19 protein-coding genes are annotated in these 25,609 nt (G+C 41.3%); 10 read left to right on the forward strand and 9 right to left on the reverse strand.

Features of this window, described 5'->3' with window-relative positions:
* Window positions 1-133: 133 nt before the first annotated feature.
* From mutS to dnaA, 3 genes are all read right to left on the reverse strand, one after another.
* Window positions 134-2,752 carry a DNA mismatch repair protein MutS gene (mutS, locus tag RMX69_RS22625; RefSeq protein ID WP_322638768.1) on the reverse strand — a complete coding sequence of 873 codons (2,619 nt, stop codon included), beginning with the start codon at window positions 2,750-2,752 and terminating at the stop codon, window positions 134-136.
* Window positions 2,753-3,003: 251 nt separating this feature from the next.
* Window positions 3,004-3,459, reverse strand: a complete 456-nt coding sequence (locus RMX69_RS22630; protein ID WP_322638769.1) for a tellurite resistance TerB family protein — start codon at window positions 3,457-3,459, stop codon at window positions 3,004-3,006.
* Window positions 3,460-4,013: 554 nt separating this feature from the next.
* Window positions 4,014-5,396 carry a chromosomal replication initiator protein DnaA gene (dnaA, locus tag RMX69_RS22635; protein ID WP_289795535.1) on the reverse strand — a complete coding sequence of 461 codons (1,383 nt, stop codon included), beginning with the start codon at window positions 5,394-5,396 and terminating at the stop codon, window positions 4,014-4,016.
* 169 nt (window positions 5,397-5,565) lie between these two features.
* On the opposite strand from dnaA, the gene RMX69_RS22640 reads away from it, so the two are divergent.
* Both RMX69_RS22640 and def read left to right on the forward strand, forming a co-directional pair.
* A complete protein-coding gene (locus RMX69_RS22640) occupies window positions 5,566-6,807 on the forward strand; it encodes an HhoA/HhoB/HtrA family serine endopeptidase (RefSeq protein ID WP_289795534.1) in 1,242 nt (413 codons plus the stop codon).
* Window positions 6,808-6,898: 91 nt separating this feature from the next.
* The gene (def, locus tag RMX69_RS22645; protein ID WP_179068956.1) at window positions 6,899-7,429 is read left to right on the forward strand and encodes a peptide deformylase; all 531 of its coding nucleotides are present in this window, start codon (window positions 6,899-6,901) and stop codon (window positions 7,427-7,429) included.
* Between the two features lie 93 nt (window positions 7,430-7,522).
* Here the strand turns inward: def and RMX69_RS22650 are convergent, their stop codons facing one another.
* Entirely contained in the window at window positions 7,523-9,214 is a 1,692-nt protein-coding gene (locus RMX69_RS22650; RefSeq protein ID WP_322638770.1) for an NAD-binding protein, read from the reverse strand.
* A 332-nt stretch (window positions 9,215-9,546) separates the two neighbouring features.
* Between RMX69_RS22650 and RMX69_RS22655 the strand changes: the two genes are divergently transcribed.
* The 3 genes from RMX69_RS22655 (at window position 9,547) to RMX69_RS22665 (ending at window position 11,863) form a co-directional block, all read left to right on the forward strand.
* Window positions 9,547-10,647 carry a D-alanine--D-alanine ligase family protein gene (locus RMX69_RS22655; protein WP_322638771.1) on the forward strand — a complete coding sequence of 367 codons (1,101 nt, stop codon included), beginning with the start codon at window positions 9,547-9,549 and terminating at the stop codon, window positions 10,645-10,647.
* Between the two features lie 356 nt (window positions 10,648-11,003).
* On the forward strand, window positions 11,004-11,498 hold the full coding sequence (locus RMX69_RS22660) for a hypothetical protein (RefSeq protein WP_289795530.1): 495 nt from the start codon (window positions 11,004-11,006) through the stop codon (window positions 11,496-11,498).
* A gap of 200 nt (window positions 11,499-11,698) precedes the next feature.
* Entirely contained in the window at window positions 11,699-11,863 is a 165-nt protein-coding gene (locus tag RMX69_RS22665; protein ID WP_322638772.1) for a hypothetical protein, read from the forward strand.
* Between the two features lie 396 nt (window positions 11,864-12,259).
* Here RMX69_RS22665 and RMX69_RS22670 read toward each other — a convergent pair whose 3' ends face one another.
* From RMX69_RS22670 to RMX69_RS22680, 3 genes are all read right to left on the reverse strand, one after another.
* On the reverse strand, window positions 12,260-13,192 hold the full coding sequence (locus tag RMX69_RS22670; RefSeq protein ID WP_322638773.1) for an alpha/beta hydrolase: 933 nt from the start codon (window positions 13,190-13,192) through the stop codon (window positions 12,260-12,262).
* Between the two features lie 19 nt (window positions 13,193-13,211).
* Window positions 13,212-13,718, reverse strand: coding sequence for a DUF4112 domain-containing protein (locus RMX69_RS22675; RefSeq protein WP_322638774.1), 507 nt, complete (start codon window positions 13,716-13,718; stop codon window positions 13,212-13,214).
* 80 nt (window positions 13,719-13,798) lie between these two features.
* A complete protein-coding gene (locus RMX69_RS22680) occupies window positions 13,799-14,704 on the reverse strand; it encodes a YihY/virulence factor BrkB family protein (RefSeq protein WP_322638775.1) in 906 nt (301 codons plus the stop codon).
* Window positions 14,705-14,836: 132 nt separating this feature from the next.
* Here RMX69_RS22680 and RMX69_RS22685 point away from each other — a divergent pair, with 132 nt between their 5' ends.
* Complete coding sequence (locus RMX69_RS22685; protein ID WP_289795526.1) at window positions 14,837-15,337, forward strand: hypothetical protein; 501 nt, start codon at window positions 14,837-14,839, stop codon at window positions 15,335-15,337.
* A gap of 43 nt (window positions 15,338-15,380) precedes the next feature.
* On the opposite strand, the gene thrC is transcribed toward RMX69_RS22685, so the two are convergent.
* Window positions 15,381-16,472 (reverse strand): threonine synthase, encoded by a 1,092-nt coding sequence (thrC, locus tag RMX69_RS22690; protein ID WP_322638776.1) that lies wholly within the window; start codon window positions 16,470-16,472, stop codon window positions 15,381-15,383.
* Window positions 16,473-17,377: 905 nt separating this feature from the next.
* On the opposite strand from thrC, the gene RMX69_RS22695 reads away from it, so the two are divergent.
* Window positions 17,378-17,572 carry a hypothetical protein gene (locus RMX69_RS22695; RefSeq protein WP_194041136.1) on the forward strand — a complete coding sequence of 65 codons (195 nt, stop codon included), beginning with the start codon at window positions 17,378-17,380 and terminating at the stop codon, window positions 17,570-17,572.
* Window positions 17,573-17,740: 168 nt separating this feature from the next.
* On the opposite strand, the gene RMX69_RS22700 is transcribed toward RMX69_RS22695, so the two are convergent.
* Complete coding sequence (locus RMX69_RS22700) at window positions 17,741-20,101, reverse strand: hypothetical protein (protein ID WP_322638777.1); 2,361 nt, start codon at window positions 20,099-20,101, stop codon at window positions 17,741-17,743.
* A 255-nt stretch (window positions 20,102-20,356) separates the two neighbouring features.
* Between RMX69_RS22700 and RMX69_RS22705 the strand changes: the two genes are divergently transcribed.
* The 3 genes from RMX69_RS22705 (at window position 20,357) to RMX69_RS22715 (ending at window position 25,588) form a co-directional block, all read left to right on the forward strand.
* Window positions 20,357-22,024, forward strand: coding sequence for an iron uptake porin (locus RMX69_RS22705; protein WP_322638778.1), 1,668 nt, complete (start codon window positions 20,357-20,359; stop codon window positions 22,022-22,024).
* A gap of 890 nt (window positions 22,025-22,914) precedes the next feature.
* Window positions 22,915-25,200, forward strand: coding sequence for a GAF domain-containing sensor histidine kinase (locus RMX69_RS22710; protein ID WP_289795524.1), 2,286 nt, complete (start codon window positions 22,915-22,917; stop codon window positions 25,198-25,200).
* Entirely contained in the window at window positions 25,184-25,588 is a 405-nt protein-coding gene (locus tag RMX69_RS22715; RefSeq protein WP_289795523.1) for a response regulator, read from the forward strand. Before RMX69_RS22710 ends, RMX69_RS22715 begins: the two co-directional genes overlap by 17 nt.
* Window positions 25,589-25,609 lie beyond the last annotated feature (21 nt).

Consider the following 25,609-nt stretch of genomic DNA (forward strand, 5'->3'; position numbering starts at 1 on the left):
GTGGGGTGCAATGACTGTGGTTAGCATAACTAATTATGCGGACATGATATTACTCATTACTTCTCCCCGGCACTTGCGCAGGCTTTAAGAGGTGTGGTGAGAAATCCGGGTAAAGTCCTTACTACGAACTTGCTTACCCATCGAGATTTTGCAGTCCCATCGCAATCTTACTGTGTTTTTCAATTTGTCCCATCACTTGTTTTGCCCGTTGAATAACTACGGCTGGTAAACCCGCCAATCTTCCCGCTTCAATTCCATAAGACTTATCAGCACCTCCTGGTTGAACTTGGTGCAAAAAGATAATTTGGTCGGGTAATTCTTTCACCGTCACCTGATAGTTAGCTACATTCGGGATAATGCTAGCCAGTTCATTTAACTCATGATAGTGAGTAGCAAAAATTGTGCGCGATCGAATATCAACTGCTATATATTCCGCCACCGCCCAAGCAATGGAAAGACCATCAAATGTTGCTGTCCCGCGACCAATTTCATCTAATAGTACCAGCGACCTAGATGTGGCATGGTTGAGAATATTTGCGGTTTCATTCATCTCCACCATGAAGGTAGATTGACCAGTTGCTAAATCATCTACTGCGCCAACACGGGTAAAAATGCGATCGCATATTCCCAATCTAGCAAACCTCGCTGGTACAAAACTACCAATCTGCGCCATTAACTGAATTAATCCCACCTGACGCAAATAACAACTTTTGCCACTTGCGTTTGGCCCGGTGAGGATGATTAAGTCAGGGAATTGGGAGTGGGGAGTGGGGAGTGGGGGAATTTCTTCTTCACTACTGCCTACTCCCGATTCCCTACTCCCTAATTGAGTCGAATTCGGTACAAAGAAACCCGCAGGTAAAGACTGTTCCACCACTGGATGACGCCCATCAACTATGTTTATCTCCCTTCCTGACAACATTTCGGGACGACAGTAACCTTGATGCACCGCCAATTCAGCCAAACCACACAACACATCTGCCGCCGCCACTGCACGAGACAGATTGCGAATTACTTCCGCCTCTTGTGCTACCTCTTCCCGCAACGCTGTAAAAATCTCATATTCCAACTGATTTAAATCATCTCGCGCCGTCAGAATCCGGGCTTCCCGTTCCTTTAAATCTGGGGTGATGTAACGTTCCTCATTGGTCAGGGTTTGCTTGCGGATATAGTTAGCGGGTACTTGGTCGGCTTTGGTGCGAGAAATACTGATGTAATAACCAAAGGTTTTGTTAAATCCTACCTTCAGTGTCGAAATTCCTGTCTTAGCTCTTTCATCAACTTCCAAGTTGGCAATCCATTGCTGGTCTGCTTCTACAGTCGCCTTTCTTTCATCCAATAGGGGATTTACACTGGGGCGAATTAATCCGCCTTCTTTAATTAGTATGGGTGGCGACTCTACAAGATGTGCGTGTAACTTTTGTGCCAATTCTTCCAATACACTTGGGACTTTCTGCAAAGCTTTCAGGAAGGGAGAACGCGTCTCAACTACTAAATTGGATAATTCCGGTAAGCGTGAGAGGGAATCTGCCAAAGCTACTAAATCTCTAGCATTGGCTGTACCAGAACCCGCCCTTCCTGTAAGGCGTTCCAAATCATAAATTTGCCGTAATAAATGCCGCAAATCTTGACGTAGGGGCGTATTTTCCATCAATTCTTGGATGGTATCTTGCCGCGCCCGAATGCCTTTAATATCGAGTAGCGGTTGCAACAACCACCGCCGCAAAGCCCGCCCACCCATTGCTGTACTAGTTTTATCTAACGCCCAAAGTAGGGAACCGTGAAAAGTGCCATCTCGGACGGTTTGGGTAATTTCTAGGTTACGGCGGGTTTGATTATCAACAATTAAGTAGTCGGTGACAGTGTAGCTGCGGAGTCTTTGAAGAGTGACAGGGTTTTCTTTTTGAGTATCTTCCAGGTATTCCAGAAGACCGCCAGCCGCACGAACAGCGAGGGGAAGATGATCGCAACCGAGTCCTTCGAGCGATCGCACCTTAAATTTCTGCAATAATCTAGGTCTAGCTTCGCCTTGAGAAAATGGAAGTTGCGATCGCAAACTATAACAAAATGATGGTGGCAAACACTCAGGAAGATGTGGCGAAGTTTCTCCCGGACGCAGCAAACTACCCAAATCCGGCGCATTTGTCGGAACTAACACCTCCGAAGGTTGCAAGCGCATTAATTCTTGAGTCAAATGTTCTAAATCGCTACCTTGAGTAGTAAGAAATTCACCAGTAGAGATGTCTGCATAGGCTAAACCCCAATGATTTGCGGCAATGACTACTGCTGCTAAGTAATTATTGCGACTGGATTTGAGCATTCCTTCTTCTAGCAAAGTGCCGGGTGTAAGAATGCGCGTTACTTCTCGCCGCACCAATCTCCCAGCCGCTTCAGAAGCATCTTCCACTTGGTCGCAAATTACCACTGCGTAGCCTTTTTCTACTAGCATCGTCGCGTAGCGTTCCCAAGCGTGATGCGGAACACCAGACATCGCCACCCGTCCCTGTTCCCCAGCTTGCTTACTAGTGAGAACTAATTCCAATTCTTGTGCTAGTTTGACAGCATCTTGGAAATAGCATTCAAAGAAATCTCCTACCCGATACAGCAATACCGCGTGAGGATATTTATCCTTCGTCTCGACATAATGCAAGTACATTTGACTTAGCTTACTGCGATCCACCTGTAGATGGTCAGAAATAAAAGTACTTGCATCGGGTTTGGTAGATGGAGTTTCGGAGTGAGAGGCGGTCATAGATGCTATCGAGTTACGCACGGAAATTCCACAATATCCGATGATAACGTGATGTGAAAGTTGAATGGCGATCGCTCAAGGATATTTTACTTTTATCTGAAAAATGTTAATTTTGATACAATGCAAAATTCCCAACTTCTTCATGAAGCCGGGAATCTGAACAACTTAATACAAACAAAATTATTTCATATTCTAAATTAGCAACCCCAAATTAAAGATGATAAATGACTGAGATTGCAAGTCAAAAAATATTACTCTTCTTCCTCTTCTTCTCCGAACACTGCGTCTATAAGTTCTTGTGCGCGTTCGTCTGAAATATTTAAGGCTTCTTGAAGTTCAGAGATATAATCTTGTTCGCTTTCGGGTACTTCTTCGTCAATCCCTACTACTAAGATAGCTGTGATGTATGCAGCTTCGCGATAACCTCTATTGGGTAAGGATTCGATAGACTGGGCGATTAAATCTTCTGGTTCTTCTTCTTCAATCAAACTGACGACTTTTTCGGTCAATTCTTCAAAGTCTTCTTCAGAGTAATCTTCAAATAAGTCAACCCGACCGAGAAATTCACTCAAAGCATATTCTTCTGTGGAAGAAATACCTTCACCATCAGCCGCAGCAGAAAACAACCCCAGAATTGCGATCGCCACTTCTGGTTCTAGAGCAACTGAACTAATACTACGGCCTTTTGGCAAGTTGCGTTTAGACATAATTATCCTCTAAAAGTTACGTGATATTTCAGGAAGTCATATTTTGCGGTTTCTCATGCTTCCTCGATTTATGATTCCCAAAAGAATGCAGAAATATACATTGGGATGAATCTTTTTTTCATAAAAAATACGCAGATAGTAGATTTATCTGCGTATAAAAACGGTTAAACTACCTTAAGCGACTCATCCCATTTATTATTTGATGGGTAAATAAGTTTGTAATAAGGACTTTAGTCCTTGATTTGAGCGCTAAAGCGCTCACTACAAACTCAGCAAACTTAACGGATTACTAGAAAACTCCACAATTTCTATTGCAATCATAGTTAGGCAAGTTTACCTTGTGGAAAACTTGTGGAAAAACCTAGCTAATTTTCCACAAGGTAATTATACTCAATTAAATTTTCACTGTAGAATATCAAGTTTTCCCCAGTTTTTTGCACAATCTAAGTTAAATTTAATCAATTTTTATACGTTACTTAATATTCTTGACTAATTCTTCACCCGTCAAAGCTCATAATTCAGACTGCTGCTTGTGGAAAACTTAAAATAAATCTTCACGATGGTTTTTGAGAACGGCTAGTCATATTGATGCGATCGCTCAGTTGGCGGATGGTTTGTGCTAAAGTGCGATCGCTCTCCTGGAGTTGATTAATTTTATCGCAACTATAGATTACCGTTGTATGGTCTTTACCACCAAACTCCTCGCCTATTCTTGGCAAACTCAAAGCGGTGTGTTGGCGCATCAGATACATTCCTAGTTGACGCGCCCAACTAATCTCTCTTCTTCGTGAGTTACCTTTAAGGTCATCTATTGAAACATCAAAGTTATCCGCCACAACCTTTAAAATTGCTTCTGGGGTAGCTGCCATTTTTTCATTAGGCGGTTCTAAAACTGGTGTGATATTTTCCACCGTCATCGGTAAACCCCAAATAGAAATATAAGCCACCGCCCGAATTAAAGCTCCTTCTAATTCTCGAATATTAGAAGTGTAGTTAGAAGCAATATACTCAATCACGTCGCGGGGAAGACTAATATTTTCATCCTCAGCCTTTTTCTGTAAAATTGCCATTCTCGTTTCTAAATCCGGCTTTTGGATATCGGCAATTAAGCCCATAGAAAACCGAGAACAAAGACGTTCTTGCAAGCTAGGAATTTGATTAGGCGGACGGTCGGAAGCAATGACAACTTGTTTACCAGCTTCATGTAGAGTATTAAAAGTATAGAAAAATTCCTCTTGGGTATATTCCTTCCCTTCCAGAAACTGAATATCATCAACTAATAAAACATCAGCCGCTCGGTAATGCTCTCGAAAACTTTGCATACTATCCTTACGGATGGCTGTAATTAAATCATTAGTAAACTGCTCAGTAGAAACATAAAATATTTTACAATTAGGAGAAATTGCATAGCGATAATGACCAATAGCTTGCATCAGATGAGTTTTACCCAAGCCGACACCACCGCATAAAAATAAAGGATTAAACTCTTTACCCGGAGATTCTGCAACTGCCAAAGAAGCAGCATGAGCCATGCGATTGTTAGCACCAACTACAAATCGCGAAAAGACATATTTAGAGTTTAAGTCAGTAGTTTTATGATTGTGATTAGCAACAACTTCAGAAATACTGCTGGAATTTGGTGATTCCCAAGCAACCTCTCGTTCACTAAAATGAGAAACTTCATCACCTTGAGCAACCGTAATGTAAATTCCCACGGGATGACCGAGAATATCTTGGACTACATGAGCAATAGTATTGATGTAATACTTCTGTAACCAATTACGAGCAAATGGGTTAGGAGTGCGGATAACCAAACAATTATTTTCTAATCGCTCTGCACTAGCAGTTTTGATCCAAGTTTCAAAGGTAGGTCGGGATAGTTCAAGCTTTAGGCGCTCTAGTACCTGACTCCACAGACTTTCTATGGGAATTTCCATTATCCACCACCTTTGCTGCTAATCGTCACAATAGAAGAGAAAGCACTAATTTAGCATTGAGACACGCTAGACCTAAAATAAGCTTTTAAGTTGTAACCATTTTGGGACATACATACCCAGTAGGCAAGATCCTAACACCCACTGACTGACAAGGGAGAAGCAACGACACATGAAGATAACAAACCATCACTCAGCACCCAAAAAGATTAAAACCAGGGGCTTACCCCAGAGGTTGTGGATGCTCTCATATGGGGTAGCAGTGGTGTTCCTGGGGAGCTGCTCTCTTCTACCTGCTAGGACTGTTGATAATCAGCAAAGCGATACTCAAGCCCAAAACACAACAGAACCTAATCCGGTAATTGTCCCCCCGCAGATTTTCTCTTCGTCTGGAGATCCTAATTTTGTCGTGAAAGTAGTGCAACAGGTGGGGCCTGCGGTAGTTCGTATTGATTCTTCCCGAACAATCACTTCTCGCGTACCAGACGAATTTAACGATCCATTTTTCCGGCGGTTTTTTGGAGAGGGAAGTCCACAGCCTAGACAACGGGTAGAGCGGGGTAGTGGCTCTGGATTTATTATTAACTCTTCTGGTCAAATTGTTACCAACGCCCATGTGGTAGATGGTGCTGATAGAGTGACTGTTATACTCAAAGATGGCCGGACTTTTGATGGGAAAGTTTTGGGTGAAGACCCGGTAACAGATGTGGCAACGATTAAAATTGACGCTAATAATCTGCCAACTCTAGCTGTGGGTAACTCCGATACCTTGCAACCAGGAGAAGCAGTAGTAGCTATTGGCAACCCGTTAGGCTTGAATAATACCGTCACTTCTGGAATTATTAGTGCCACAGGTCGTTCTGGTAGCGATATTGGTGCTAGTGACAAGCGGGTTGATTACATCCAAACGGATGCTGCGATTAACCCTGGTAATTCTGGTGGGCCATTGCTTAATGCTCGTGGACAGGTAATTGCGATGAACACAGCTATTATTCGCGGCGCTCAAGGTTTGGGATTTGCTATCCCTATTAACACTGTACAAAGAATTGCCCAGCAATTAATTGCTACAGGTAAGGTGGATCATCCTTATTTAGGTGTCCAGATGGTGACACTGACACCAGAAATTAAAGAAAAAATAAAAAATGGAGCCGGCGATCGCTTAAATCTTACAGCAGATGAAGGCGTTTTGCTGGTTGAGATTGTGCCGCGATCGCCTGCATCTATAGCTGGACTACGAGTCGGCGATGTGATTAAAAGCATTAACAGCCAGCCTGTTACTAAAATTGAAGAAGTACAAAAGCTAGTAGAAAAGAGCAAAATTGGTACTAAATTACCCATAGAAGTGGAACGCAATGGGCAAATTGTCCAAGTAGGAGTTCAACCTGCTCCTTTGCCTGTGAGACGTGAAGGATAATACTTGTCATTTGTCATTGGTCATTTGTAAATAGTTCTTCTTCCCCTGCTCCCCTGCCCCCTTACTCCCCATTACATAAAGGAGCTTTATCATGACTGAATTAGCGCCGATAATTCAATTAGGCAATCCAACATTGCGCCAAAAAGCTGCTTGGGTTGAAAATATTCAAGATGAGCAGATCCAAAAATTAATTGAGGACTTAATCGCCACTGTTGCCAAGGCTAACGGTGTGGGAATTGCTGCGCCTCAAGTAGCACAATCCTATCGTTTATTTATTGTGGCTTCCCGCCCTAATGCCAGGTATCCCAACGCCCCGGAAATGGAACCTACTGCTATGATTAATCCCAAAATCATTGCTCATTCAACTGAAGTTGTTAAAGATTGGGAAGGTTGTTTAAGTGTTCCAGGAATTAGGGGGTTAGTTCCTCGGTATAAATCTATTGAGGTGGAATACACAGACTCTCAAGGCAACTTACAAAAACAAGAATTAACAGATTTTATCGCTCGGATTTTTCAACACGAGTACGATCATCTCGACGGTATCGTATTTGTCGATCGCCTAGAGAACACTCTCGATATGATTACTGAGCAAGAATACCAACAACGAGTAGTTAACAAATAAATGGGAGTGGGGAATAGGGTGAGCAGGGGGGCATGGGAGCAGAGGAGCAGGGGAGCAAATAAGAATATTTTGTATATCTTAATTACGAATTATTTAAGCGTGTGATTCGCAAACTTGTTCGCCCCGCCACAATTGATATAGCCGCGTCGCTGGCATAGTCATATATAAAACATCACCATCACTGAGGTTAGTTTCTAATAAATCCCAGCCATGAAGAGTTTGGTGATTTGTTTCTACGTATAAAGGTACACAGTCAGCAGACATTGCTACATCTTTCACCCACTGACCGCAAAAGACGTGTGAAGTTGTAATCACAGTCGCAAAAGCCACCCAAAGACTATCCGCTGTGATGCCATTACCAAGGATACGCCCCCCTAGTGCAGCGGCAGCAAAAGCTGGGGCTGCCAGTTCAGCCGGACTCAGTACAGCCTCGAAGCCAAATAGCTGTTGCGCTATCCCAGCAAAATCAGGATCGGCATAATGAACAATCACCGGAATGCTGGGTGTTAAACCTTTGGCTTTGAGGGCAATTTCCAGGTTGGTAGCATCATTGCTAGTAACAGCCAGCACTGCGGCGGCAGAGTTTATATTGCTGGCTTTGAGTATTGTGCGGAAGCTGGCATCTCCCTGAATGACGGGAATACCCAGTTCGCGGGCGGTGTTGATATATTTATTGTTGGAGTCGGGTTCAACTACTACAACTTCATGTCCGCTGGCGTGGAGTTGTTGGACAATTCTCACCCCAATACCACTCAAGCCACAGACAATGTAGTGCGATCGCTGGGGAATTCGGGCTGCATCCCAAAATTGCTTAAAGCGGCTTCCTAAGACAAAATCGGTGAGCATGGCATACCAAATACCAATTACCACTGCTCCAACCAGCATCATTACAACAGTAAATAACTTAATACTGTTAGGAGCATTTTCTACTACTTTGTCATTACCACCTGCTCCTGTAATCATGCCTACAGAAAAATATAGAGCATCGACAGGAGACAAACTCAACTCAGCCGACATATAGGTGAATGTAGCGATCAGGATCACCGCTAATAGGACAATAGCACCCACTACTACCGATCGCCCATGTTGCTGAAACTGCTGAAGATTAGTCATAACTTTCAGCAGTTTTTTAATCAACGATCTCCGGGGAGAACGGATGCGGGGTTGTGTACCAATAATTATGCGATCGCCTACTTGGATTTCTTGGCCAGATATGACAGCTGATACCAAATCCATCTCACCTTTGACTGGCAAGTAATAAATTAGCATCCGCGATCGGTCTTCCCACAATTCACTCAACCTTCGGCCCTTCCAGAAGTGGTTTTCATGAATGTATTCTTCGTGAATTGGCCAAGTTTGCTGAAATAATTTTATTTGTCCGATCGCTCTGTTTCCCAGCGCTGCAAAGGTAAATACGGGTGCTGCTAATCCGACAACACTCATACTCAAATGGTCTGGCAAACTTTGATCTAGGCGCTCTCCTAAATTTGTATTATAAAAACGGTTGATAATCCGAATCTGGGGATTCAGCACCCGCGCTTGCATCATAATAGATAAATTCAGAGCATCTTTAGATCCAGCGATGACTAAAGTGTGCGCCTGTTGAATTCCTGCTGCTGTCAGGGTAGAAGCTGCTTGTAAATCTCCAACAATCACATCTCCTGCTGTTTCGCCAGAGATAGATTGGTGATGAATGCCAACAACGAAGGCTCCCTGATGTCTCAGCAGACGAAAGGTTTTATATCCGGTACGTCCTAAGCCACAAACAATAATTCTGGGTTTCATGAAACGGCAGCATCTTTTACGGGTAGGGCTGCATTTCTAGTTAGTTATCAATATTGTTGCCCATTCTCCTGGAATATTACTGTAGCTGACAACACGATTGTTTTAATTGGAGGCAGGGGCAGGGGGCAGGGTGACAAGGGGGACAAGGGGGACAAGGGAGAATTATTAAACAAGTCTCTCCGTCTCCCCCTCTCCTTTGTCTCTTCTTCATGCCCAATGCCCCCTTGCCCCCTGCCTCTTCGTTGAAGGGGCAATAAAATAATCTAGAAAAATATGGCAATTTTTGTAGGTTGTGATACGCTATCTGCTTGAGAAGTGTGGAGGAACCGAAAATGACTAAGCTGCGGGTGGGGTTACTGTTTGGCGGTCGTTCGGGAGAACATGAAGTTTCGATCAAATCAGCTGGGGCGATCGCTAAAGCCTTAAGTGCAGGGGAAAATGCTAACAAGTACGAAATACTGCCTTTTTACATCCAAAAAGATGGCCGCTGGCTGGCTGGAGAAGCACCCGAAAAGGTTTTAGCAACCGGCAGTCCGTTACTGGAATCTCAAGAATCAACTTCTGAGGGAAATCTGACATCTAACCCTCAAGCCCAAACCTTAAGCAAGTGGCAATCTCCCTCTGAAGTTGCCCAAGTAGATGTTTGGTTTCCCATCCTCCACGGCCCCAACGGTGAAGATGGGACGATTCAAGGGTTACTCACCTTGATGCAAGTCCCCTTCGTCGGTTCTGGGGTTTTAGGTTCGGCAATGGGCATGGATAAAATTGCCATGAAAATTGCCTTTGAGCAAGCGGGATTACCACAGGTAAAATATAAAGCGGTAACTAGATCCCAAGTTTGGTCTAATCCTTGCGTATTTCCGAAACTGTGTGATGAGATTGAGGCAGCGTTAGGTTATCCTGCTTTTGTCAAGCCAGCTAATTTGGGTTCATCGGTGGGTATTGCCAAAGTGCGATCGCGCCCAGAATTAGAAGCCGCTTTAGATAGTGCTGCCAGTTACGATCGCCGACTAGTTGTAGAAGCTGGAGTAGTCGCTAGAGAAGTTGAGTGTGCCGTTTTAGGTAACGATCAACCCCAAGCCTCTGTCATTGGAGAGATTACTTATGACAGCGATTTTTATGATTATGAAACTAAATATACTGAGGGTCGGGCAGATTTACTGATTCCTGCCCAGCTTCCAGATGCGATCGCTCGTCAAATTCAGGACATGGCTTTGCAAGCTTTTGCCGCTGTTGACGCTGCTGGGTTAGCAAGGGTAGATTTTTTCTATGTAGAAGCAACACAAGAAGTATTTATTAACGAAATCAATACGTTACCAGGCTTTACTGCAACGAGTATGTATCCCCAACTCTGGGCCCATAGTGGAGTCTCCTTTCCAGAATTAGTCGATCGGTTAATTCAACTTGCTCTTGAAAGGCATTCTCCTAGCTGACAGAATAAATCAGCAAACTGATTTCCGATTATTACGGCAAAAAGTCACAATAAATACAGAACTTTGGCAAAATTTAGCCAGATTTTGTAGCTTAGGTTTTACAAAAAAGCTACTAAAATCTCAACTTTGTTACGGATACCTGATGCTTGACTCCTCCAGTACAATTTATTGACTAGAGGGGTACAAATCTGAAAGTAATCATGGAAAAAAGTCAGAGTGTACAGCGCGAGCGAACCCAATTAAAAAGGGCTACTCCAGAGCTGACAAACAGGAAATCGAGACTAAGAAACAGCTCGAATGTTCTGATATATCTGGTTGCACATCATCCTTGGCTATTGTTGACTGGGTGTTTAGCCATGTTTCTGGGAGGTGGCACCTTTGCCTTATATAGCTTAGGTAATGCTGGCCCCGTGCCACAAGAAGAACCAGAAAAAATCCCAGTTATAGTTGAAGAACCAATCAGTCCCCCGTCTGAGAATAGCAATCCTACACCTTTATGGATGATTGCTGCGATCGTTCTCAGCTGTGGTGGCGGTTCCTTGCTGATTTTCCGAATGCTTAACCGCACCAAGCAACCGCAAAAAGTTCAAAAACAGGTTAATCGCCATCAGGTACGCTTGGCACAGAAGCATCACCAAAAATTGGAACCACATCTTCCCAAGAGTCAGCCAATTTTTGTGCCACAGCCACAACTAATGCCCCTTATGCAGATGCAACCTAAAACAAAGCATCTGGTAACTGTTCTCCCAGCAGAACACAAGCACCACCTGGATACGCGCACAGAACCTTTAGCAGACTTGATGGATCTTCGTAAAAATAGTTCATTGTCTGCTATTTTACGCCAGTATTAATACTACGGTAAAGTAAAACCCCGTTAAATTAACACTTTTTGCCAATTAGCTTGGTTTAGATTCCCGACTTTCTCAAGAAGTCGGGAATCTTGTTATATACGAATAATTTATTTGCTATATAGCGGTTTAACTGCTTTTAAAAAGTTATATATGAGCAATTAGGAAATTTAAAAACTTGCCAAAATGGCAACTAGCTTTTGATGATTCAAGTTAAATTGTATGAAGATAAACGACTTCAAGGGTTTGATTATCAGGGACTACCACCTCAGCAAATTCCTTTTGTAAAACACTATTTACTAAGTGAGTTACAAAAACAAAAAGCTATCTATAACAATTATTTGCCGAGTATTTATCTCAGTAAATAAATTCAATAATCAGGTTTGGCATTTGCTGCAACAGGAATATTCAATGCGTACAGGCGTTGTTGTTGAACTACGCATTAGCCCCCTAATGGGTAACGTCTGTATACATTCCTGTTCACTTCAGCAGCAAATGGTAGAGTGGGAGTCTGAAAGCTAACTGATATGCTTCCTCCCACTCTCTTTTTATCGAAACAGAATTCAGAAGTCAGAATTCAGGAGTCAGAATGAATTTTGTGCAACTGGTATATAGCGTAACAGTAATACTCTTGCTCAGAATTAAGCTACGCGTAGCGTCTGTCTGCAACACGCTGCGCGAACGTAGAGAGCAACTGAATCACCGGATTTAAAAGCCCTACTAAAAGATTACTGAATTCTGAATTCTGGCTTCTGAATTCTTCTTTAGAAGTTAGTATCTTTTAAAAACTCAAGAATCGTTTTATTCAACACCTCAGAAGCACCAGTTGAGGCATCATGACAACAGTTAGATAAAATCTGTAATTTGGAATTGGGGATATGTTGATGTAATTTTTTACCATGACTAGCAGGAAACCAACTATCTTGCTCACCCCACAAAACTAGTGTGGGACACTTAATTGCACTCAGGTTGTTTTGAATTTTGGTGAGCATATTGGGCTTATTTGCTTGCCAATTCTCAATTTCTCGCGCCGCTATTTGTAACTCTTCGGCAACTTTTGCGATCGTACCAGGCAATTCAGTAAACGGGTAAGTTATCCAATAGATATCTTCCTGCGTCAAAATTGAGGGATCGAATAATACCCCACGTCTTTCTATTGCCATAACTTCTCTAAATAGAGGTGCAAACAAATATGTCAGACGTAAGGAGTCAATTGTTTGCATTACTTCTAAGGGTGTTTTGGCAAGCAGCCACATAGACCAATGGGGTAGCTGTTCGGCAAAAACAGGTACGTTTACTACTATAAGCCGTCCGATTAACTGCGGATTTTCTTGAGCAAGAGCAAGGGCAACTAATCCCCCCAAAGATTCTGCCACAATCACTGCGGGTTCATCACATAATGCCTGAATAATTCTTTGAAACTCAATAACTTGATGACCGTTGTGTTCTTTACGAGATAATGGTTTTTCAGAAAAACCAAAACCTTTGGCATCAAAACAAATTACTCGGTAATATTTAGATAATGCTGCTACACTGTGGCGCCAATTGTAGCTCCAACTCCCCATACCATGTAATAAAATTAGCGGTTTACCTTTACCTTTTTCGCCATAAGCAATTTGTATAGGATAACCTTTAGCATCACTAATAACTAAACTTTGCCGCCCTTTGGGAAAAGTAGCTTGCCACCAATCTTTCATTCTTTTATCAATAAACAATTTAACCGCCTGTTAGGGCGTTCCACAAAATTCTAATTAGGATCACGGGCAATGCTACTAAGACAATGGAAATTAGCAACAGTCCAGCCAAAACGGCAAAGATAAACCACCGATCTGCACTCTTTTGCTCGCTGGGAAACTTTAAGTATTCTTCCAAGAGCTTGATATTATTAGTGTTAGCTCTCCAGGCAAAATCAAAAAAGTCTCCCAAAACTGGGACAGCGCCTACTAAACCATCAATGATTATATTCAAAACCATTTTACCTAGAGTGGCTCTAGATACGCCTAGCCGTGCTGCTTCTAGAATGATGTAGCTAGAAAACATTATTCCCAAAAAATCACCACCAATCGGTATGAGTCCTAAAATTGGATCTAAACCAAAACCAATCTTTGTGCCAGGAATGGTAATAACATTATCCAGCAGCCGACTTAACTGACGCAGGCGCTTCAAGGTGGGTGCTTTGGCATCAGGTTCAATCATCGGAAATCGAGGAGGAGAATCAGGCATGGAGGCGATCGCTAACTTTGTATTGAATCGTTAGATATTTTACTCCCCTACTGAGCTTTTGCAATCATTTTCTCAGGTATTTACGAATAATATTTTACTTTCGATTGCGGTTGGGCTTTTAAGCGCATATCTTCGCCGACGGTTACGTTCAACTGATCGCCAATTAACAGAACAGCAGCGCTCATTGACAGCCAGAGCATTAAAACTATCACAGCCCCTACAGCACCATATACTTTATTATAATTGCCAAAATTCGCCACATATAACCGAAATAGAGCAGACAACATTGCCCAAAAAACAGCCGCTAAAATTGCTCCAGGCATCATCGGCGTACCTGAATTCCATTTGCTTGGCCCATAGCGATAGACAAAGCCAAAGGCGACAGCAACAATGCTTAAAGATAAAGGCCAGCGTAACAGTAGCCAAAGATGCAACAAAAATATCAAAGAACTATTTTCGCGCACTACTATTCCCAAAAGCCAGTCGCTAGTAAACACTGAGAAAGAAGCCAATACTAAAAGCAACATAGTACCGACTGTTAATCCCAGAGAGACAAGTTTGGCTTTCCAAAAGGGGCGGATGTTTTCTGGAGAAATTTGATGGATTTGATCGAGGGCTGTCATTGCGGTACTCACCGCCCCCGAAGCAGTCCAAATTGCTAATACAAAGCTTAGAGAAAATAAACCACTGTTTTTGGAATTAGTAATTTCTGCGGTAGCAAAATCACGAATCAGATTCAGGGCTTGTTCGGGTAGGACTTGACTTAGTTGTGCCGCCAGTTGTTTAAAGGTATTTTGTAAAGATTCTGCCAATAAGCCAATGGCTGTGATGATAGCAAGAATTGCTGGAAACAGGGATAACATGGCATTGAAGGCGATTTCTGAGGCGAGTCCTAAAAGTCGCCTTTCGATTGTCCTAGAAAAAGTTTTTTTAATCGTGCGCCAATTGAGATGGCGAAAAAAGCGAAAAAAACGAGGCTTTGGCATAATTTAGAGTTAAAACTGGTTGGGTTTATTAACTACTGTGCTAAATTTTGCGTAGCGATCGCATCTATCTTTCTACCGCAAGAATACCGAGTGGGAAGTGGGGGAGAGTTCCTAACTAATGACTATTAATCTATGAATGAAGATTTAACACAACAGTGGTTGACAGAAATCCAGGTAATCAAAGAGCAGATGGCACAGCTGCAACACGAGCGCGATACTGCTTGGGAAAGTGCCCAAAAATGGCGTCAGCTTTACAACACAGAAGCAGAACAACGCCGCACAGATGCCCAACTTTCCCAACAGACGATCGCCTCCCTCAAGGCAGAACTGCATAAACTCCAAGGTTTTGAAATAGACACACTCGCTGCTGGGACACCAGTAGCGATTCAACAAGAAATAGAACAGCTAAAATCTGTGGAAGACTTGCAAGCTAAACTTATCGCCGCGATTAAAGAACGCGATCGCCTCTTGCAAGCTTTGAAAACTGAGCAGGACAATCACGCCCAAAGCCGCAATAACCTGACTACTGCCTTGGGTGATGCTATTGATAGCTTGGCACACGAACGAGCAGGGGCAGTGAGCAGGGGAGCAGGGGAGCAAGGGAGCAGGGGAACAGGGGAGAAGTTGCAGTAAGTTTTTCTCCTCTGCCCCTGTGCCCCTTCCCATACCCAATGCCCTAAAATCCCATTGCCTTGGCGACTGCGCCCAATTCTGCCGCAATACCTTGTTGAAATTGACTGTGATTGTGTTTAATGGCTGTATCTGGGTCTTTTAGACCATTGCCTGTAAGAACACAAACGACTGTCGCACCTGTGGGAACTTGGTCTTTCACCTGCAACAACCCGGCTACAGAAGCGGCGCTAGCAGGTTCGCAGAAGATACCTTCTGATGCTGCCAAAAGTCGATAAGCGTCGAGAATTTCGGCATCGGTAACGGCGTGGAAATTTCCCTGACTGGCGGTTTGGGCTGCGATCGCTAATTCCCAACTTGCAGGGTTGCCAATGCGAATTGCTGTCGCTAGGGTTTCGGGATGCGCCACTGGCTGACCATGTACTAAGGGGGCTGCTCCTGCGGCTTGGAATCCCATCATCTTCGGTAGGCGATCGCACTTTCTAGCTTGATGATATTGACAAAATCCCATCCAATATGCTGTGATATTCCCCGCATTTCCCACGGGAATACATAACCAGTCTGGTGCATCACCCAATGCATCAACAATTTCAAAGGCTCCTGTTTTCTGTCCTTCTAGCCTGTAGGGATTGACCGAATTCACTAAAGTGATTGGATAGCTTTCGGCCATCTCGCGGACAATTTCTAGCGCTTGGTCAAAATTACCCTTAATTGCCAATACTTCTGCGCCGTACAACAACGCTTGAGCTAACTTGCCCAGCGCCACATAACCGTCGGGAATCAATACAAAGGCATTCATGCCTCCCCGTCTGGCATAAGCGGCGGCGGCGGCTGAGGTGTTGCCCGTGCTGGCACAAATGACTGCTTTTGCCCCTGCTTCCTTGGCCTTGGAAATTGCCATAGTCATCCCCCGGTCTTTGAAGCTACCGGTGGGATTCAGACCATCATATTTTACAAAAACCCTTACTTGTCTGCCAATGCGCTCTGCGATCGCTGGCGCTGGTATTAGAGGTGTGTTGCCCTCCAACAGAGTGACAATCGGTGTTTCTTCGCTGACAGGCAAGTATTCGCGATAGGCTTCTATCAGTCCGGGCCAGGGTTGGCGATGAGATGTAGCAACAGACAGGCTCAAAGTCACGGGATTTAAAATTTCTTAATGTAAGGATTGGATATTTAGAAAGGGTAGGATCGGGAAGTGCAAAATGGTAAAGAGGAAGAAAGTAGATTTTTCGTTACCACGTTGCCCGTTCAGAGTTCCCTAATCCCAAAGAATCTTGTTAAGAATATTATTTTTTGTGGTGCAGGCGTTTCACTTGCTATTTTATTTAGAACGTTAATTTATCATAAACCGCCACGGCGACCTTCGGTTCAACAAATTAGCTTAGAGGATACTGACGAGGTGAAAAATCATCTGTAAATCTATAGGATTCTTTATTTAACTTTTGAAGAAGACTCACTACGTATCTATCCTTTTTTCTATTCCCTGTTCCTTATTCCCTATTCACAGGCTTGCCTCATAACTCCCTGAAGTTCTGATTCCTCCGTGGTTAAAGCTGCTTTTATTGCCTTCGTTTAGTCAAGTATATCGGTGGATTTTCCTACTCTATTCGCTTAAGTGAAGACAGGAAAAATACTTAAGAGGCTGTCTCTTTTTGAGAATATCCTTCTACCTTCCTTTCTATGAGATACTGCACTAAGTGTAAGTGCTTCGCCCTACGTTTTTTCATAATTTCGCGTAATTCTTGATATAGTCTACATATAATTCCTTGCGTAAATTCCCTAAAAACGGCGATAATCATTTGTACAGTCATAATTGACAGACTATAAATTAACTATTCCTAAGTACGGTCTGGTGGAAAGAAGCTTTACACACTTGGGTCAGTGTTTTTTTGGAACACAACCATTTTAATCACCGTCTTTTATGATTGAACCCAAAATCCATTAGAGTAATTGATTGAAAATATACAATACTTTAATAAAGCTTAAAAGAGCATTATTATAATATTTCTAATGGTGTGAGTTAAATAGTGGATTTAATTAGCGATGCCTACTTATTTATCTAGTGTTTCCGATCGCGAATCCCAGACTGCCTGGGTCAGTAAGTTAACCAAGTCTTATTATCAAGACGATCAGCAAGCTAAATTGATGCATTTACAAGCAGAGGTAGACTCTCTGTTGCAGCAATTGGAAAACTTAAAGCACCAACGTTTAGCCGAAACCAACCAAAAAGAAGAATAAGTCCGTCTTCTAGATAGCGATGTCTACGACGGGTGGTTCCTGAGCGCAGCCGTACCACTTCGTGGAAGCAAGCTACGCGCAGCGTCTCCGACAGGAGAAGGGCTACGCCTACGCTTTTCCCTCTTTAATTTAAATTTGAGTAAAGGGGAAATTTGAATCAGGGGTGCGTTATTCAAAGCGCTGATTTTTCTCTGACCAGCGCCTCAAACTGTAGTTATGAGCATTTTCTACCAGTAAAGCTAAGGATTGCACCCCTGAAAGCTTGGCGATCGCAGAGAGTCTTTGTAAGTAATTTCCTGTAAAATCAGTGTAAATGACTTTATTTACATCAGACAAAATTATAGTCCGGTCACGGCGTTGCTTAGGGTTTTCTCCCTGAATTTCAGGTGTCGGCTGATTTAAGGACGCTATTGCTTCTGGTGAGATAGTCAGTATTATTTCTGATTGAGCGTTATTTGTTAAATCAATCACTTGAACGGGCCAATCACCCAATTTTTCCTGCATCTGTTCAAAGCTAGGAATAGCACCAGCTGGAACTTCATCGGATTTTTGTAAAGATTGCCACAGACTCGATAGCATTACCTTCACCCCTTGGGGATTTTGTTGATGCAGTTCTCGTAGAGTAATAGGAGATGGTTGCACCCATTCCAATGCTGCATTCGTCAAAGCTAAAGGCTTGGGTTGGAGAACATCGTTTTGATTATCTGGAATTTTTGGGCCAGCAGCTAATAGGCGCAAAACTTTACCCTGTAGTTGCACCGCTTTGATAGCGGCGATAGTAATTTTTTGTTCTCCATTTGGCAACCAGACTACAATCTGGATTTCCGAGTCAGAAGTGATTCCCAAAGTTTTCCAGAAAAATTTGGCGGCGTCAGTTTTCGGTGGGTTGAAATTCTCAAAGGGGAAATTTAGCCAGCGTTTCCCGTCATTAAATGCACTCACCTCCACCTGATACCAAACTTGGTTATCCGTAAGTTTCAAATCTATTGGGGAATTTGGTTGCAACCATTCGGCGTTGGTAACTTGAGTAATTGGTTGCACCGTACCAACAATCTGGCTAGGGTGACTAGAGGATATTTGCGACTTTGTACCCTCACCATTGAGTCTTGCCAACAGACTTTGAATATAGTCAAGATTCTCTTTTGTAATTTTTGGTTGCGCCTTTAACCAAGAATTAGCATGTCCTTCTCCCCGCTGAACTGCTAAAATCAACGCGAACCAAGCTTGCACCTCTCGTCTATTTGGGTTCACCTGCAACGCTGCTGCTGTGCGATTCCACAATCGTTTTTCATCAGCTTTGAGTAAGGTCGCAATTTCTTGGGCATTATGTGGCGACGCTTCAAACACCTGTAAAGCTCTCTCCCAGCGGCCATCAATCAAATCTGCCAGCACTTCTTGACTAGGACTTGCCCAAATTTTCTGGGCTTGGGTTTTAGTCAGTTGAGAATGCAAGCGAATCAAATCCATTTGCGCTTGCGCCGCTTCTGGTAAAACTCCTTTGCGCTGTTTCTTGACAAATTTCAACCATTCAAAGGCTGGTGTCCACAATCCACTACGGGCAATTGACAGGGCATTTTGGTATCCAGAATCCTTGAAGGATGATGATTTGAGGCTGATTGCCTCCAATTGAATTGGTTTGAGGAATAACTTCAAAGGTTTGACTTGATAAACCTGTAAGTGTGGTTCTAAACCTACTGTTTGATCCACAACTAACTCTTTTGTACCATCACCAGTTACCTGCTGCCATTTGGGTAATTGTCCATTAGGACTAGTCCAAGACAACATTTGTAGTAAATTTGTGCGTTCTGGATTGTAGTATACGACGTAACCGTAGCGGATAGAACCAGTTCCTTGTTGGCGTTTACCCCGCAAATCAAACCAAACCCCTGATGATGGTGTCTTACCTTCAAAGCGTTGCACTTCAGTTAAAGGTAGGGGAATACTGATATCCTGGGGTTCGGATGTTCCATCAAGCAAAGAAGAAATCAAAAAGGATTCATCTGGGCCAGTTATAGGTAATTGAGTCGCTAGATAGTAGTAATTTTCTGACTGAGATTTAAACTCTAACTCAACTGATAGCTCGTAAACCCTGAGTTCCACCAGTTCTTCACAATCAGATTGACAATTAGCACGTTTTTGAAAAACTGGTAGTAAAAATGAGGTTTTCACATCCTGATGTAAAGGCAGAGTTTCCCCAAATATTTGGTTTTTTTTACTCAAATCGAGTTGAATTTGTTTGAGAGTTTTGGGGCGTTCGTGTTTACCAAGGGGGATTTGTGCCCATGCAGGTAAAATTTTATTTAGCCAGCTTACCTCGTCTGGATTGAAGATGAAGAGAACACTAATCCAGGCAAAAGCCATAACTAGACTAGCACTACTTAAGATAATTGCGATCGCTAATATTGATGACAACCAACTTCCTCGTTTTAGCTTTTTCTGAGGTTTTTTAACGACGCGTTTTATCGCACCAGCACGAGGTTGATTTGGTTTAGAGGCTTTTGGCTTCAGCTTGCGTGAACGATTTGCCATAGATTCGGGATTAGAGAATTGAGGATTAGGGATTGAGAAACTCTTTCCTAGTCCCCAGTCCCCATTCCCCAATACCCTGTTATACTCGCCCTTTCAAAAGTTGCCCAGAAGCATTAAGTCTAATTTGGGACAAAATCCGTAAATGTCCCCATGTGAACCCTAGACAATCGGGAATACACTCTTCACTTAAGTATGTGAGCAGAGTGTAAAAAATTGAAAGGTAGACTTATTAGCCGCAGTCATCGCAAAACCTGGATGCTCGCATGGTTACTAATTGCGGGAGTAAATGGAGTTGCACAAAAAGCATTAGCACAAGAGTACATCAATCCAGAAACTACTCAGGAGATAGGAGTTAAGGGCGATAATATTATTCCCTCATCCTCCTCCCTCTCCCCAGAAGAACCGATGACCCAAGTTACATCGGTATCTCAACTCAAGGATGTACAACCCAACGATTGGGCATTTCAAGCCTTGCAATCTTTGGTAGAACGTTATGGTTGTATAGCCGGCTATCCAGATAGCAACTATCGCGGTAATCGTGCCTTAACTCGGTATGAATTTGCTGCGGGTGTAAACGCTTGTTTAGATAGAGTCAACGAATTAATCACTACAGCCACCAGCGATTTAGTCACTAGCGAAGATTTAGCAATATTACAAAAATTACAGTCAGAATTTGCTCCTGAATTAGCAACTTTGCGGGGTCGTGTCGATAATTTAGAAGCCAAAACTGCTGAAATTGAAGCCAACCAATTCTCAACAACAACTAAACTCAGTGGACTACTGATAGTTGGCATTCAAGGACGAACTAACAATCGTGGTGATGTTAATCCTAGAGATGGGCAAAAGGATACAGATGATGCCGGGACAAATATTAATGTTATTTCCCTGGCACAGCTGTATTTAACTAGTCAAATCACTCCCAGTAGTTACTTGTTTACAGGTCTTTTAGATGGTAAAGGAAAAACTACACCTAGATTTACCAATAGTGTTTCTCGAAATGATGTTTTACTTGGCTACGAATTTCCTACAGATAGCTTGATTGTAAGTGACCTAAATTTTCATTGGCTGGTGACAAATAAATTAGCAGTAATGGTAGGAACAGAAGGCGTAAGTATGCCAGCTGCTTTCCGAGGCCCCAATCGGGTAGAAAGTGCTGCAACAGGGCCATTATCTTATTTTGCCCAAAGAAACCCAATTTTAAATATGGGATATGGTCACGGTGGTATAGCTATTGATTGGCAATTTGCTAAACGCGCTAGTTTGCAGGCTATTTATACTAGTTATAACCCAGGAAATCCCGGTAAAGGTAGCGGTTTATTTGATGGAACCACCACTACCGGTGTGCAATTACTGCTGACACCAACCGATACTCTAGATTTAAGTTTGTATTACGTTAATAATTACGCTTCTGATGGTTGTTTGCTAACCTTTGTTGGTGATGAATGCTTAACTACAGTTAATACCACTACCGGGAAATCAGCACCGCTACAAACTAACGCCGTGGGTGCAACTCTTACTTGGCAAATTTCTCCCCGTATTAGTGCGGGTGCGTGGGGTGGTTATACTAAATCTTATATTCCTGGGCAATCTGGAAGTGTAGAAACGACAAATTATATGGTGTTTATGAATTTCCCTGATTTATTGAAGAAAGGAAATTTAGGAGGAATTTATGTCGGTCAACCTCCTAAAATTACTAGTAGCAACTTACCTGTAGGGAATAATGTCCCTGATTTTATCAATACAGGTTTAGGACGAGCAGGTGGACAACCAGGTACTACCACTCAAATTGAGGCATTTTATCGTTTTCAGTTAACAGATAATATTAGCATTACACCAGGAATAATTCATCTTATCCAGCCTGGTAATACACCAGATAGTGACTCAGTTACTATCGGCATTCTACGGAGTACTTTTACTTTTTAATTTTAGTTTCACATAACAGTAAGCTTCTGTGACTTCCTATAGATGCGCTGTAAGCCAACGCTCAGAACTTTGGGAGACACTGAGATTCATTTATTGAGAATATTTTTAAATGAATTAAGCGATCGCCTAAAAAGTCTCGATAAGTGGGACAGTTCGTCGCATATTATTAAAACTTATTTTTTTGTAATAACTATTGTTAAAAATTTATATTTACTTACATATACTGTATAAATCTTTAAACCTAAATCTTGCTTTATTACCTATTCGTAGATAAAAAATTTAATTTAAAGCATGATTGTGAGTAGAAGCAGCCAGTTTTTGTTTGGCTAATCTGTCAAAAACGCTTCTATTTTGGCACTTAACATACCCTTTGGATGGGGTTGATTATGAAATAAAGTATAGCCTCAAATCCAGTTAAAATCCGTAAAAATATTGATATTATGCTGAAAATGTCTTAAAATGCCTGAAACCATTTCCCTGTTTAGATCGCTGAGTTTGATATATGGAAAGTTTTCGCATAATAAATTCGCATAATAAATAGTTAAGTGGCTGAGGTTACTAATAAGGGTGTAGCTGCAATGTTATTTGCGGAGCAAGTAGCGTTACTTAGGCTTACTTATTTGTGACTAATTACCTAGATTCAATTAGAGTTATATGAATTTATACCCTATTCTAAAAATTCCTAATTTTTTGAGTAAGTAAAGTTTGCTTAAAAAACTTGATTTATCGTCATATTTTTAAGCTTTTTAGAACAAATTTTATTAGTGGGATAGGTTTATGAAACGTAATACATAGTCTTATTTCTGTTCAAGAATGATTTTTGGGTTGTTGGTTTTAGGCATAAAAACTTGAATGCACTCTAGAAAGAAATTCGTAATGGAAACAAAAGAATGGCAAGCATTGAAGACAGCAAGTATTTTAAGAAATCTTCTAGCGAAATATTGAGATATTTAAATGATTTGTCACAAAGCTTAATTTCAACCTCTGCTGATGAATTACTCCAAGCCCTTCCTGAGAAAGTTTGTGACCTTTTGTCTGTTCCAATATGTATTCTGTGGAACAAAGAGCAGGATAAGCCAAAGTTTAAAGTGATAGCTACTTATGGAGAAGTAGATGATAAGTACAAGAGAATTGAAATGGATTTGGGACATCCAGGAGTACAGTATATTTTGAATAGAGATAAAGTCTTGTCTTTGGTCAATGTAAATGAAGCAACTTTTAGATTGGCTGATATTGATGAACTCAATAAAAGACGGTGGATCTCTTTTTTAAGTATTCCATTAAAGATTGAAAGCGAAATTGTTGGTATTCTTGATGTATTTACAAAAGATACTCGCCACTTCAATAATTCTGAAAAAAATTTATTTAATATACTGGCAAACTTTGCTTCTTTATGCATTCAAAAAAAATATTTTGTCAAAGGCAAAAAGGAAATTTATGATGATAGGGAAAAACTTCAGGATCTGACAGCTATTATGCTTGAGATGACAGCGACTTCTGAAGCTAATGAAGTTTGGAGCTTATTAAGAAAAGGAGCATTGAAGCTGGTAGGCTCAAAGCCACGAATATGGATTGGTCGTTTAAACCATCAAAATGGCAAATTTGAGTCAGTAGAGTTAAATAATACTTCAGAGCTTGAATTTGGCATAGGTATTACTAATAAAGCACTCATCGAAGGAAAAACAATTATAGCTAATGATGTTCTGAGCGATGAATGGTCAAAAACTTATCATAAACGTTGGTCAGATACGCGATCTCAGATGTCTGTTCCTATATTAATAGATAAAGTGCCAATCAGAGAAAACTTAGAAGTCAAAACAGGTTCTAAGCGGATTGGCATATTAAACATTGAAAGTTCAAAAATTGATAATTTCCCTGAGACATATCAAAAGCGTCTCTTATTATTGGCACGTCATACTGCTCTACGTCTGGAAAGAATTGAATTCTATAATAAATTGGTGGCTATTCGGGAAATTGAAAGGGAAATTACTAAGGCTCAAAATTTTGATGAAATTATAAAAATTGTCATTAAAGGTATTACTACAATTCTTGAATTCACTTGGGTTAATATTTCCCTAATTAATTCAGATCGAACTAGCATTAAATCTGATTATATATCTGGGCTTCCAAAAGATAAAAAGGAAGAGTTTAAGAAAATGGCTTTACATAATCTAGATAGTGACGATATTCAAGCCAATATTGTACGAAATAAACAAATTAAAGTACCTGATAACGATGATCCAGGACTAGATAAAGAAATTTTTAAGAAGTTTGGACATGAAGATATTATCAGAGTTTTCATTCCAATGATTGAGCCTTTGAATAACTTAGTCATAGGGACTGTTGAAGCTGGTTACAAAAGAGAATATAGACAGCATATTTATGAGCAAGATGTTCAAATACTTAAGGGGTTTGTTGAACATGCAGTTCATGCTATTGAACGTAGAAAATCAGGGCTGATTGATAGAATTACTCATGAGCTAAAATCTCCAGTCGTAGGTATAAGAAGCCATGCTAGCTTTCTTCAGAGGCGTTTTAGTGATATAAATTTAGCTCCTAGTACTATTGCAATAAAGTTTGAAGATATCCTAACTGATTGTGATTTACTTCTTTATCAAATTAGACAAATTGAATACTTTTTGGGTAGGAGTTACTCTGAAAAACCTAAAGTTGAATCAGTTATTGTTTTTCGAGATATTGTTGTTAAAACAGTTAACCAGCTTAAACCTATTTTAAATGAGTATGGTTTACATGTAAAGGGTGTAAGATATGAATTTGGTGATGCTGCTAGGATGGCAATACTTACAGATAAGGTTATGTTAAATCAAGTAATTTATAATCTTTTGATAAATGCAATTAAATATGCTGAAAAAAATCCAGGGCAATTCAAAATATTATTAGAGGCAAGTGAGTATAAAGAAAACCTGATGATTAAATTCAAAGATTGGGGAATTGGGATTGTAGAAGACGATGTAAATAAGATATTTGAAGAAGGATTTCGATCTTTGGACGCAATTAAAAAAGTAGGAGGATCGGGATTAGGATTAAGCATTTCTATAGCGATTATCCAGCAACTAGGAGGAAGCTTAAAGTTAGTCAACAACTCAAAGCCGACTGAGTTTCATTTGATTCTACCAAAAATATTTAAGGAGGCTCCAAATGATTCTTTTCGTTGATGATGAAAGAAGAAGAATGGATAGTTATGTTCAGGATTTAGTTTTATCTGGACACGAGGTTGAATTTAAGTCAGATGTAGACTCGGCTTTAGAGTTTTTTGCCAAGAACCAGACACAAATTAAACTTCTTATCTTAGACATCATGATGCCAACAGGAGAAAGTTTTGATGACGAGCAAACACATTATGGTCTAAGAACAGGCATTGCATTTTATCAGAAGATAATAAAAGAAAATCCTTATTTACCAACCATCATATTTACTAATGTTTCTGACGAAAATTTAGCAGAGGAAATTAGTAGAGACAGCAATGTTTTGTTTTGTCAAAAAGATAATTTTCTCCCTTTTGAGCTTGAAAAAGAAGTCAGAAAAATACTAAATATTGAATAAATAAGGACTTACACACGGACT

This window comes from Nostoc sp. EspVER01, from assembly GCF_034530635.1.
Lineage (GTDB): Bacteria > Cyanobacteriota > Cyanobacteriia > Cyanobacteriales > Nostocaceae > Nostoc.